This is a genomic window from Arthrobacter sp. TmtSoilC79 (genome assembly GCF_059739405.1).
In genome coordinates, this window is the sequence record NZ_AP046051.1 from 471,661 (window position 1) to 483,536 (window position 11,876).

At 64.4% G+C, this 11,876-nt stretch carries 10 protein-coding genes; 6 read left to right on the forward strand and 4 right to left on the reverse strand.

The window, feature by feature from the left end; all coding sequences use genetic code 11:
- Positions 1-7: 7 nt before the first annotated feature.
- The 4 genes from AC6JA3_RS02270 to AC6JA3_RS02285 form a co-directional block, all read right to left on the reverse strand.
- A complete protein-coding gene (locus AC6JA3_RS02270; RefSeq protein WP_081733459.1) occupies positions 8-1,054 on the reverse strand; it encodes a hypothetical protein in 1,047 nt (348 codons plus the stop codon).
- Positions 1,055-1,151: 97 nt separating this feature from the next.
- A complete protein-coding gene (locus AC6JA3_RS02275) occupies positions 1,152-2,879 on the reverse strand; it encodes a helicase HerA-like domain-containing protein (RefSeq protein ID WP_043433087.1) in 1,728 nt (575 codons plus the stop codon).
- Between the two features lie 3 nt (positions 2,880-2,882).
- The gene (locus AC6JA3_RS02280; RefSeq protein ID WP_026547796.1) at positions 2,883-3,401 is read right to left on the reverse strand and encodes a GNAT family N-acetyltransferase; all 519 of its coding nucleotides are present in this window, start codon (positions 3,399-3,401) and stop codon (positions 2,883-2,885) included.
- Between the two features lie 59 nt (positions 3,402-3,460).
- Positions 3,461-5,593, reverse strand: a complete 2,133-nt coding sequence (locus tag AC6JA3_RS02285) for an FAD/NAD(P)-binding protein (RefSeq protein WP_497919861.1) — start codon at positions 5,591-5,593, stop codon at positions 3,461-3,463.
- Positions 5,594-5,883: 290 nt separating this feature from the next.
- Between AC6JA3_RS02285 and AC6JA3_RS02290 the strand changes: the two genes are divergently transcribed.
- Genes AC6JA3_RS02290 through AC6JA3_RS02315 form a run of 6 tightly spaced genes read left to right on the forward strand, consistent with a single transcriptional unit; the run spans position 5,884 to position 11,868 of the window.
- Positions 5,884-6,849, forward strand: a complete 966-nt coding sequence (locus AC6JA3_RS02290; protein WP_026543258.1) for an amino acid ABC transporter permease — start codon at positions 5,884-5,886, stop codon at positions 6,847-6,849.
- Entirely contained in the window at positions 6,846-7,766 is a 921-nt protein-coding gene (locus tag AC6JA3_RS02295; protein WP_497919863.1) for an amino acid ABC transporter ATP-binding protein, read from the forward strand. Before AC6JA3_RS02290 ends, AC6JA3_RS02295 begins: the two co-directional genes overlap by 4 nt.
- An 8-nt stretch (positions 7,767-7,774) precedes the next feature.
- Positions 7,775-8,788 (forward strand): ABC transporter substrate-binding protein, encoded by a 1,014-nt coding sequence (locus AC6JA3_RS02300; protein ID WP_223943904.1) that lies wholly within the window; start codon positions 7,775-7,777, stop codon positions 8,786-8,788.
- A complete protein-coding gene (locus AC6JA3_RS02305) occupies positions 8,785-9,951 on the forward strand; it encodes an LLM class flavin-dependent oxidoreductase (protein WP_497919864.1) in 1,167 nt (388 codons plus the stop codon). Before AC6JA3_RS02300 ends, AC6JA3_RS02305 begins: the two co-directional genes overlap by 4 nt.
- Positions 9,935-10,804, forward strand: coding sequence for a DUF1684 domain-containing protein (locus AC6JA3_RS02310; protein ID WP_497919865.1), 870 nt, complete (start codon positions 9,935-9,937; stop codon positions 10,802-10,804). The genes AC6JA3_RS02305 and AC6JA3_RS02310 overlap by 17 nt, the downstream gene beginning before the upstream one ends.
- Positions 10,801-11,868, forward strand: coding sequence for an LLM class flavin-dependent oxidoreductase (locus AC6JA3_RS02315; RefSeq protein ID WP_497919866.1), 1,068 nt, complete (start codon positions 10,801-10,803; stop codon positions 11,866-11,868). Before AC6JA3_RS02310 ends, AC6JA3_RS02315 begins: the two co-directional genes overlap by 4 nt.
- Positions 11,869-11,876: the final 8 nt, after the last annotated feature.

The following is an 11,876-nucleotide window of genomic DNA, read 5'->3' on the forward strand; positions in this document are numbered from 1 at the left end:
CAGAAAATCAGAACGTCAGCATCGGGGTGACCGTCACAGTGTCGCCGCCGACGTCCAGTTGGGTGGTGAAGCTGAAGTCGTGCTCCACGTTGAGGTCGTTGACATACCCGGTGAAGAGGTTGATCTCCCTCGCGGTGAGAGTGGCTTTGCCGTTGAGGGGTGCCACTACCCACTTGCCGCCGAAGGGTTCGATGGTGATCTTGGGGTACTCGGTGATGGCCCACTTGATGGTTCCGTCCACCACGCGGGCGTTGCTGACATGGTAGAACGGGCAATCGGGCTGGAGCCGTTGCTGCTCTGTAGCCTGGGCAGCGCAGGTGTCCAGGAACTCCCTGACCTTCCCGGCTACTGCCTCGTTCATGGCCTTCGTCGACCGCGTCTGCAGGTTCAGGGGAGCCTGGCCGCCGTCGCGCGTTGATACCAAGGCGGAGGTGGGCGGCGCTTCAAAGAACGTCCCGTTCAGGCTGGCCTCATATTTGCCGGGGAAGAACACAGCGAACGTGTTGCGGCCGTTGGGCATATTGACCGGCACGCCGTTCAGGGTGGCCTCGCTGGCGTTGACCACGGTGACGTCGATGGTGGGCAGCGTGGTGGGCACAAACGCCCATTTGGCGAAGAACAACCATTGCGTCCCGGTCCGCTCCATCAGGAACTCGGTGCGGAGCTTGCTGCCGTCCAAGGTGTAATCGACCGGGACGGCTACGCGGTTGTTGCCCCGTGATTCCGGGTTTCCCACTTTGACGTCGGACATCTTGGAAGCGGCAGTCTGCAAGGCTGTGCCGTCCAGCATCGCAGCGTTGGACGTGGGTACTTTGGCACGGAGGAGACCCAGCGCTTCTTCGCCTTCGCCCTTTTGCAGGGCCGTCAGATACTCCTTGACGGGCTGTTGGGGGCTGGCCACTGATGAGCTCACCAGGTTGATGCATACGATGGCACCGGCGGCAGCAAGCATCAGACCGAGCAGCCACCCGGCTGCGGTCTTGACGAATGCTTGACTCAACTGCACGCCCTTTACGTTACCTGCCACGGCAGCGAACACTGCGCAGGAAGACATCGGAATGACTTATGTCCACCGATTGGAGAAGGCTCGACGGCGGGCTTCCGCAGCTGTTGCTGCCGCCCGCCGTCGTGTTTGTGTCAGTCAGGCAGGACTAGCGGCGACGCCGTGAAGAGGTCCCGAAGACTCCGCGCATGAGGTCGCGGCCCAGCTGCGTGCCCATGGACCGGACCATGCTCTTGAGCCCGCCACCGAGCGCCCCTCCCAGGGCGCCGGCGAGGTCGCCGAACATGCCATCCTGCGGTGCGGGAGCCTGCTGCGGAACCGGTGCCGGTGCCGGCGGTGCAGGGAACGACTCGGGCTGCGGGTTCCAGGAGCTTGGACGGCCGAGGATTTCTTCCTCGATCCGGCGCGCTTCGGCGTCGATGTCGGACTGGGAAGTGCCGGCGGTTCCGGAGCTGGAAGAGGAGGGCACCGGCGGCAAACCGGGTGCTGCATCTCCGGTGGGAACGGCGGCCTTGCCCGTGAGTTTTTCGTAAGCGGAGAGGTTGTCCACGGCTGTGCCGTATTTTGCCAGCAGGGAGGACGCGGCCACGGTCCCTTGGATGAGGTCGTCGGTGCTGGGACCCATCACGGACTCGGGAGCGCGGAGCCGGGTCAAGGCAACAGGGGTGGGGGCGCCCTTCTCGTTCATCACGGTAACAACGGCCTCGCCGATACCTGCTGAGGTGAGGGTCTCCTCGAGGTCGTAATCGCTGACGGGGAAGGTGGACACCGTGGCTTTCAAGGCCTTGGCGTCCTCAGGGGTGAAGGCCCGCAGTGCGTGCTGGATGCGGTTGGCCAGCTGGCCGAGGACGTCGGCCGGAACATCCTTGGGTGTCTGGGTGACGAAGAAGATGCCCACACCCTTGGACCGAATGAGCCTGACCGTGGTGGTGATGGCCTCAAGGAAAGCCTTGGAGGCACCGTTGAACAGCAAGTGGGCCTCGTCCAGGAAAAAGACCAGCTTCGGCTTGTCCAGGTCCCCGGCCTCGGGAAGGTCTTCGAAGAGGTCGGCCAGGAGCCACATCAGGAAGGTGGAGAACAGCAACGGCTTGGTCTGCAGCGTGGGCAGTTCCAGGCAGCTGATGACGCCGCGGCCGTCGGGCGCCGTGCGGAGGAGCTCTGCGGTGTCGAACTCAGGCTCGCCAAAGAACTTCTCCATGCCCTGCGCCTCAAGGGTGACCAGCTCGCGCAGGATCACGCCCGCTGTGGCCTTGGACAGTCCGCCAAGGTTGGCAAGTTCAGCCTTGCCCTCGTCCGAGGTCAGGAACTGGATGACAGCCCGCAGGTCCTTGAGATCGATTAGTTCCAGGTTGTTTTGGTCCGCGAAGTGGAAGATCAGTTGGAGGCTGGATTCCTGGGTGTCGTTGAGGTCCATGATGCGCGAGAGCAGGATGGGCCCGAACGAGGTGATGGTGGCGCGGACGGGAATGCCGTGGCCGTCGCCACCGAGCGAGAGGAACTCCACCGGGAAGTTCTTGGCCTGCCAGTCCTGCCCCAACGCGGAGGTACGGGCTGTCAGCTTCTCACTGCCGGTGGCCGGTGTGGCCAATCCGGAGAGATCACCCTTGATGTCCGCGAGGAAAACCGGAACGCCCGCTGTCGACAACTGTTCGGCAATCATGTGCAGCGTGACCGTCTTGCCGGTGCCGGTAGCGCCTGCCACCAGCCCGTGCCTGTTCATCATGGCCAGCGGAAGCCGGACCTGGGCCTCTTTGTGGACTTCACCGTCCACGATCGCCGCCCCCAGCTCGATGGTGGCACCTTCAAGGGTGTACCCCTGCTGGATGGTGGCGAGTTTTTCGGCAGTTGTTGCGGTGGATTTGTTGGCCATGCGCATAGCTTAGCTCTGCACGGGAAGATCCTTGCTGAAGGCCAAGTGCTTGATGTCTTCGGGGTCGGCGTCGAGGTCGAACAACGCTTTGTAGCCCGTGGCGAGGTAGAGGTTTTTTGCCTCCGGCTGGCGGGGCCCGGTGGTGAGGTACAGCTTCCGGTAGCCCCGGCGTCGTGCTTCATTTTCCAGTTCCGTCAGCACCAGCCGTGCCAGGCCGCGGCGGCGATGGGCAGAATGCGTCCAGATCCGCTTCAGTTCCGCGGTGTGTTCGTCGTAGCGCCGGAAAGCGCCTCCGGCCACGGACTCGCCGTTTTCCTGGATGATGACCAATGCGCCATGCGGGGCTTCAAACTCCTCGGCCGGGTAACGGTTCAGTTCCTCCGCAGCCCCTTCACTGCTGAACAGATCGCCGTAGCGGGTGTTGTATTCCACGGCGAGCTCGTCCAGGAGGGGACGGACGCGGGGATCGCGCATGGGGAGCCGGAGTACGGTAAGGCCCGACGTCGGCAGGGTTGGCGTTGTGGTCATGTCAGGCCTTTCGTAGGTGGAACCCAAGCAAGTGGCAGTTAATGTCGTTTTGAGGTCTCTCATAACGACATTAACTGCGACTTAGTTGGGCGGGCGGCAGCAACTGTGGACAGGATCCTCCGCGCCAGGGCGTCGTTCTCCCGGAAGGGTGCCGCGTTGGTGTTGGGCCTGGCGAACGCTCCAGCACCCCAACCTGACGTCCACGGTCCCACTGCGAACAAACCCTCCCGGGGAGTACCAACAGGAGAGAGGACCTGGTGATTCCCGGAGACCAGCAGTTTTCCTGTGGAATGGGCGCCCTCGGAGGTGAGGAGGCGTTGTTCGGCTCCCCCTCCGGAGTGGTGCAGGTCAGCCAGGGCAGGATTCGCGGAACGCTCCACCGAGGCCGACGGCAGCCGCGCCTCAACGTAGGCGGACGCGTCAACCACTACGGGCGACTGGAACGATCCGGCCACGAACCTGCCAAGGGAGTCATCGGCACGGACCCACATCCCCGGGCCCAGGAACTTGAGGAAACCGGCCCGGTGCAGTGCCAGCATCTCCCGGAGGCGGTGCGACGGCGGACCGGAGTCCACAAAGCTGAAGAAGCCATGCCACCAGCCGTGGATCGCCTGCTGGGACCGTGCGTTGAGCCGTTCCTGCGGGACGAGGCGCCCGAGGTCCATGTACACGAAAAGCAGCGCGGTGAAGAGGGCCAGGGTCTCGGAATGGTCGGGACTGGTCCGGAGGTCAAGATCGCGCTGGATGTAGGCGGCCACGGAGCGCTGGACAGTTTCGTGGTCGGCAAAAGCGCAGCCGCTCAGGGGGTGGTCGAGCTTTTCGAGGTCCAAACGCAGCGCAGGATCCGGCACGGAGAAGGCCACCAGTTCCTCACGGTCGCTGCTGTACCAATCAACGGCGTCGAACCTCACCTCGAAGCTGGCCCAGGACCCGAGCACCCGTTCCGGGTAGCCCGTGAAGAGCTCGCGGTAGTAGGCGTAACCGGCGTCCTTGGCGATCAGCGGCCACAGGTGTGCCCGGAAATCGAGTTCCTGGTTCACGGCGAGCAGGGCGTCAATGGCTTCTGCCGTGAAGTAGCGCGGGCGGGCGATCGGTTCGCCGCGCAGGGTGGAGGAGATCTTGGAGTGGTACGGCACTCCGCGCCGCGATCCTGCCCAGACGCGCGGTTCAGCGCCGGAGGGCACGTAGTCCAGGTTGCCGTCGGGCCTTTCTTCGAAGCGTCCGCCCCGGCCCTGGAACAACAGCACCAACAGGTCCACGAACGCCAGGCCCATGCCGGAGACGATAACGTCCTGCCCTGCTTCGATCGCGGAGTAGTCCACATCGGTGGTGTACGACGGCGCCGCATGGAACCCTCCGTGCTTGGCAGCGAATTCGCTGAGCCGGACGGATTCGGGGTCGGGCAGGGAATCGGTGTGGCCAAGGGCGTAAACCACGACGTCGGCAACCACCTCGGCACCAGAGGCCAACCGCACGCGGTGCGCACCGTCGTCGGACCCGGCAACCGGTACGGCAGGAGTCGGTACGTCAGGGGCGCTGCCAGTCGGGACGGCAGGGACACCGCCAGTCGGGACGCCCGGGACACCACCAGTCGGTACGGCAGGGACACCGCCCGCCGGGACGCCCGGGACACCACCAGTCGGGCCGCCCGGGACACCACCGGCCGGGACGCCCGGGACGCCGCCAGCGCGGCCATCCGCGGAAGAGCGCTCGACGCCGGTCGCCGTGTCGCGATGCACCGTTACGGTCACGTCAGGGCCAAGCGAGGACACAGCCCGCCGGAAGAACCACTCAAGATATTTGCTCTGCAGTTGCCGGGTGGGAAAGGACGCGGGGGTCAGCGAGCGGAGCTGGTCGAGCAGGTGTGGTTCGAACGCGGGGACGTCCCTGATGCTGCCATCGAGCACGCCCGCTGCCCAGGTGGAGAGCCCGGGGCCCTCAACCGAAGGACCGTCGCAGGCCACTGAGGCGTCCGTGAACATGGTGACGTCCGCCGCTGTGGAATTCAACAGCAGGCCGGGATCCTGGTCGTAGCGCCAGATCCTCCCGGAGCCCGGTTGGTGGGGCTCGATGACGTGGATTTCCAGCGGACCAGCAAACAGGGCGGGACGGTTGGCGGCGAGCCGTTCCAGGACGCCGGCCGTGCGCGGGCCGCCGCCAATGAAGGCGATGGCTGGAACTCGTGACGGCATGGGATCTCCTGAAAAGCAGTGGTTTGGTGATGCCCAATCTAGGGACGTTGAGGCACCGGGGTCGAGGCGGTGGTAACGGCCGTTCACTACGCGTCACGTCACGTTAAGGCGCGCAAAGAAGGGACTCATATGGCTCCCGATGACAGTGATTGTGACGTTGTGCGAACCCTTGAGAAGCCGCGCGAAGTCCAGTGAAGAAGTGCAAATTCCTGCCTTGCTGCCGGGTTTGGCGCGCCCATAGATTGGCAGCCATCCGATAGAGAAACAACCGATCTGAAATGAGGTGGCGCATGAGTGCAATCGCACCGCCTGCCACGGCGGAAACCTCACCGCCCACCCCGGACTACTCCGGGTACCAGCTGGTCCCGGCCCGTCACCCGTGGCGTTGGGTGGGCACCGTCGTGGTAGCTGCCGGCGTGGCCGCCATTGCGTGGTCTTTGGTCACGAACCCCCGCTGGGAGTGGGGTGTGGTGGCTGAGTGGTTCACAGCGCAATCGGTAGTCAACGGACTGATCGAGACACTCAAGCTGACGGCCATTTCCGGAGTCCTCGGCTTTGTCCTCGGTTTCATCCTGGCCCTGATGCGCCTGTCGGCTTCGCCGCTGCTGGTCTCGGTGTCCTGGACGTTCTCCTGGATTTTCCGCTCCACGCCGCTGCTGGTCCAGCTCCTCCTTTGGTACAACCTGGGCTACCTGTACGAGAAAATCAGCCTGGGCATTCCCTTCACGGACGTCCGCTTCTTTGAGGCCCAGACCACCACGCTCATCAGCCAGTTCGCCGCCGCAGTTCTGGGCCTGACGTTGAACCAGGCTGCCTACTCCGCCGAAATCATCCGCGGCGGCATCCTTTCCGTGGACCAGGGCCAGCTTGAAGCAGCCTCGGCTCTGGGCATCCCGGCGTGGAAGCGCTCCACCAGGATCGTGCTGCCCCAGGCCATGCGTGCCATCCTGCCCAACGCCTTCAACGAAATCATCGGCCTGGTGAAAGGCACCTCGATTGTTTACGTCCTGGCCTATTCCGAGCTCTTCTACACGGTCCAGGTCATCTACAACCGCACCCAGCAGGTGCTGCCGCTGCTCCTGGTGGCCACGCTTTGGTACGTGGTCATCACCTCGGTCCTGAGCGTTTTCCAGTACTACATCGAACGCCACTTCTCCAAGGGCGCCCTGCGGACCCTGCCGCTCACGCCGTTGCAGAAGGCCCGGAAGTTCTTCACCACCCACGGCGCCGCCTCTCCCACGAAGGAATCCCGATGACCACCGTCTTCTCTTCCTCCGAAGCGGCTGCTGCCGCCCACCTCGCTGAAGCGACGCCGGCCAAGGAGCCGGAAACTCCCCAAGGAGAACGCACGACGGCGGCCCGGCCCGCCGCGGCGCGCGCCACACCAGCTGTGACACGTGGCCAGGTGGACATCGCCAACGTCCGGAAATCCTTCGGTGCAACCGAAGTCCTCAAAGGCGTTTCCTTGTCCGTCCCGCCGGGAGGCGTGGCCGTGATCGTGGGGCCTTCGGGTTCGGGAAAGTCCACCCTGCTGCGCACCATCAACCACTTGGAAAAGGTCGACGGCGGGTACATCACCATCGACGGCGAGCTGGTGGGCTACGAAGTCCGTGGCAACAAACTCCACGAACTGCGGGAGAAGGACATCCTCAAGCAGCGCACCCACATTGGCATGGTGTTCCAGAGCTTCAACCTGTTCCCGCACCTCACCGCTTTGGAGAACGTCATTGAGGCGCCCATCGTGGCCCAGAAACGCTCCAAGGCCGAAGCCCGGAAGCGGGGCCTGGAACTCCTGGACCGGGTGGGCCTGAAGGATCGCGCCGACGCCTACCCCCGCCAGCTTTCCGGCGGCCAACAGCAACGAGTGGCGATTGCCAGGGCGCTGGCACTGGATCCCAAGATCCTCCTCTTCGATGAGCCGACGTCGGCCTTGGACCCGGAGCTCGTCAACGAGGTCCTGGACGTCATCCGCGAACTCGCCAAGTCCGGCACCACCCTGATTGTGGTCACGCACGAGATGGGCTTTGCCCGGGACGTCGCGGACACCGTGGTCTTCATGGACCAGGGACAGATTGTGGAGTCCGGCACACCCCAGGACATCTTCGCCAACCCCCGCGAGGAACGTACGCGCAGCTTCTTCTCCAAAGTCATCGAACCAGCTTTCAACATCTAGGACACCCCATGCTTCGCATCACCCGCAGATCCGCCGCCACCACCAAAAGCAAGCTGCTGGCACTGGCTGTACTCCCCGCCGTCGTGCTTCCCGTGCTGGCCGGGTGCTCCGATCCTGGAGCGTCGGCAGCCAAGCCGGAGTCCGAGGCTGCCAAGAATGGCGTGGTCTACAACACGTCCGTGGACCAGAACCGGATCCGCGGTGAAAAGGACGCTGCTGCTGCCTCGAAGGTTCCTGCAGCAATCGCCAAGGACGGCAAGCTCACGGTAGCCACCACCGCCGGTTCCATCCCGTTGTCCTTCCACGCCACCGATGACAAGACGCCGATCGGCGTTGAAGTGGACATTGCCCAGTTGGTGGCTGACAAGCTCGGGCTGGAGCTGGATCTGCAGGTGACGTCGTGGGAGAACTGGCCGTTGAAGACCCAATCCGGGGACTTCGAGGCCGTCTTCTCCAACGTGGGCATCAACGCAGCCCGCGTGAAGCTGTTCGACTTCTCCACCTACCGCGCCGCGTACATGGGGTTCGAAGCGAAAAAGAGCTCCAGCTACGACATCAAGGGCTCGGATGACATTTCCGGCCTGAAGATTTCCGTGGGCTCAGGCACCAACCAGGAGAAGATCCTGCTGGCCTGGAACAAGGAGCTTGAGGACAAGGGGAAGGCCCCGGCCACGTTGCAGTACTACTCCTCGGACGCAGACACCATCCTGGCGCTCTCCTCTGGCCGCACGGACCTGAACCTGGGACCGTACCCGTCGGTGACGTATCGCGAGAACACCCGTGACGACCTCAAGGTTGTGGGCAAGGTCAACGCCGGCTGGCCCGCAGAGACTCTCGTTGCCGCCACCACCCTGAAGGGCAACGGACTGGCCCCGGCCATCACCGATGCCTTGAACTCCACCATCAAGGAGGGCTCCTACGGCAAGGTCCTGGAACGCTGGGGCCTGTCCGAGGAAGCCATCCCCGAATCCAAGACCGTCACCGAAGCCACCTTTGTTACGCCGGCGGGGACCACCAAATGAAGTTCCAGGTCCTGGACATCATTCCCCACCTGAAAAACCCGGTGACAGGTGAGATTGTTTCCACTGCCGACCGCCTGAACCAGGTAGTGGAGACAGCCCGCCGGGCGGAGGAGCTCGGCTTCGACAGCTTCTCGGTGGGTGAACGCCACGCCGGCGAGTTTGTCTCTTCATCCCCGACGACGGTCCTCGCCGCCATTGCCGCGGTCACCAGCCGCATCCGCCTCCAAACCGGGGTCACCGTGCTCTCCGTGCTGGACCCGGTGCGCGTGGCCGAGGACTACGCCACCATCGACCAGCTGAGCCGCGGCCGCCTGGAACTGGTGATCGGCAAGGGCAATGAAGTGCTGCAGTACCCGCTTTTTGGGCTGTCGCTGGACGATCAATGGGACCTGCTGGCCGAAAAGTACGGCCTGCTGCGTGCGCTCTGGCGCAAGGAAAGCGTCACTTGGTCAGGCCGCTTCAGGTCCGCGCTCACCGAGCCAACCACGACGACGCCACGCCCCTTTGCGGGCTCACCCCGGATTTGGCACGGCTCGGCTACAACCCTGACGTCCGCTGCGCTCGCCGCTAAGTGGGGAGATCCGCTGTTCACCGCCAATGCCATCCAACCGCGGGAGAACTACAAGGTCCTGATCGACCACTACCGCGAAGAGTACGAGCGCCACGGGCACGATCCCCGGCACCAGTATCTGGGATCGGGCAGTGGAGCAGGTGGTGTTTTCATTGCGGACACCACCCAGGAAGCCATCCGCCAGTACGGGCCCGTCTATGAAGGACTGACCGCCGGCCGGAACGTCCCAGGCAACAACTCACCTTTCCGGGACATCCAGCACGCCGTTGCCGAGGGGCCGGCGCTGGTTGGCAGCCCGGAGCAGGTGATCGAGAAAATCCTTAGCTACCACTCGCTGTACCAGCATGATCTCCAGTCGATCTCTCTGCCCACCACGTTGCCCTTTGAAAAGCAGCTGGAGATCCTGGAACGTTTTGCGCTGGAGGTCATCCCGGCTGTCCGGGCTTCTGCGCCGACCACCCTCTGGGAGTCCGGTGATCCCTTCGGTGGCCGACCGGAATTCGCCGGCGCCACCGAGCCGGACGCCGCAGCAGCAGTCACAGCAGACCACGCCTTGAACAGGACGGATAACGCACTTGTCTACGCACACTGAAACAGCTACGCACACTGAAGCAGCAACGCACACCGCAACAGCCCTCGAGTCGTTCAACCAGGAATGGCAGGACTGGCACACCGCGCACGAGCAGCACCGCGCCCACCCGCATGGCTTCCTCGCAGTCACGCACCTGCACTGGCTCAGCAGCGAGGCGACCCGGCTGGAAGGTGCGCCGGGCACTTGGAGTGTGGACGCCGACGTCGTGCGTGTTGTCCTGGAACCGGGCGAAACCCTGCAGCAGGACGGCGTTGAACTGAACACCGACACGGGCACGACGCTTGAGCTTGGCCCCATCCAGGAGCGCGGCAGCATCAACCTGGTCTCCGGCGAAACCGTCATTGAGGTGGCCAAACGCGGAGGCGAGTACATTGTTCGGCCGCGGAACCCGTCCAACGCCCTCCTCCAGGAGTACCAAGGGACACCCGCCTACGCTCCCAATGCAGCGTTCGCCGTGGCTGGTACCTTCGTCCCGTTCGAGGCTCCGCGCCCCACTACCGTGGGGGCCGCCGTCCAGGGCATCCACCACGTCTACGAAGCTCCCGGTGAGATCCGTTTCAAACTGGCCGGCGAGGAGCTCGCGCTGACGGCGTTCAACGGATACGCGCCAGGATCACTGTCCGTGCTGTTTACCGACCAGACCTCCGGCAAAACCACGTACGCGGCCAACCGCTCGCTGTCCGTGGTCCCCGCCGCTGATGGCTCCGTGCAGCTCGACTTCAACCGCGCCGTGAACCTTCCCTGCGCCTACACCGACCTCGCCACGTGCCCGCTGCCGCCCGCAGAAAACCGGCTTCCCGTGGCGATCGAGGCCGGCGAAAAGATTCCCTACGAACGTCAGGACCAAAAGTGAGTTCCTCCGAAGATAACAGGGCCGGATTCCTGGCCATTGAACTCGACGGTGCGGGGTATGAAAACCTTGCCGCCGCCGTCCTCTCGGCGGAGTCCGCCGGTTTCCACGTGGCAACCTTCAAGGACACTCCGGAGGCCGGACGCGCCAACGCCTTGCAGCGCGCGGCCTTTGCCGGGCCGGTAACCCGGACCATTGCGGTGGTCCCCGAGGTAGACACGGTCTATACCGAACCGTTCCATGTCTCCACGCAGCTCGCCAGCCTGGACTATGTCTCCGGTGGGCGTGCCGGGTGGATCGTCACCGCAGCAGAATCACCCGAAGCTGCCGCCGCCGTCGGACGCTCCTTTGTCCAGGGCGGGGCACTGACCCAGGAAGCCGCCGCCTCCATCGAGGTCAGCCGCCGGTTGTGGGATTCCTGGGAGGATGACGCCGTGATCCGCGACGTCGCCACCGGAAGATACATCGACGTGGACAAGCTGCACTACGCCGATTTCGAAACGCCTGCGGACTTCACAGGCCCCGCTTACTCGGTGAAGGGTCCGTCCATCATCCCCAGGCCGCTCCAAGGGCAGCTGCCCGTACTCGCAGCGGCATCCCTGGTGGGCGAAGGCCTGGTGCCGGCCGAAGCAGTGGACGCTGTACTGGTTACCGCGCCGACACCGGAGCTGCTCAGCGCCGAGATCCGCGACGTGCGCGCACGGCTTGGCGCTTCAGTAGCGGTTGTCGCAGAGCTCGACGTCGTCCTGGACGCTCGCGGGCAGGCGGCGGAGTCGCGCGTGGTGACACCCCGGGAAAGCGGCCTTGCGCGTTTTGTTGGATCGGCCGCCGGCCTCACCGAACTGCTCGACTCACTTCTCCAGGAAGCCGACGGCGTCCGTCTCCACCCGGCTGTCCTCACCGTGGAACTGGAAGAGCTGTCCCGGCTGGTACTTCCGGAGCTCCGCCGCCGAGGCTCCCTCAGGGTACCCGTCCAGGACGGCACCTTCCGCGGGCTGCTGGGCCTGCCGAAGGCGGAAAACCGCTACTCAACCACTGCCGCGGCTGCCATTGCCGCCGGAAAGTAGGAGACCAC

Excerpts from the sequence above, each read along its gene's own strand:
- AC6JA3_RS02270 (WP_081733459.1), bottom strand. The coding sequence starts at position 1,054 with ATGTCTTCCTGCGCAGTGTTCGCTGCCGTGGCAGGTAACGTAAAGGGC.
- AC6JA3_RS02275 (WP_043433087.1), bottom strand. The coding sequence starts at position 2,879 with ATGCGCATGGCCAACAAATCCACCGCAACAACTGCCGAAAAACTCGCC.
- AC6JA3_RS02280 (WP_026547796.1), bottom strand. The coding sequence starts at position 3,401 with ATGACCACAACGCCAACCCTGCCGACGTCGGGCCTTACCGTACTCCGG.
- AC6JA3_RS02285 (WP_497919861.1), bottom strand. The coding sequence starts at position 5,593 with ATGCCGTCACGAGTTCCAGCCATCGCCTTCATTGGCGGCGGCCCGCGC.
- AC6JA3_RS02290 (WP_026543258.1), top strand. The coding sequence starts at position 5,884 with ATGAGTGCAATCGCACCGCCTGCCACGGCGGAAACCTCACCGCCCACC.
- AC6JA3_RS02295 (WP_497919863.1), top strand. The coding sequence starts at position 6,846 with ATGACCACCGTCTTCTCTTCCTCCGAAGCGGCTGCTGCCGCCCACCTC.
- AC6JA3_RS02300 (WP_223943904.1), top strand. The coding sequence starts at position 7,775 with ATGCTTCGCATCACCCGCAGATCCGCCGCCACCACCAAAAGCAAGCTG.
- AC6JA3_RS02305 (WP_497919864.1), top strand. The coding sequence starts at position 8,785 with ATGAAGTTCCAGGTCCTGGACATCATTCCCCACCTGAAAAACCCGGTG.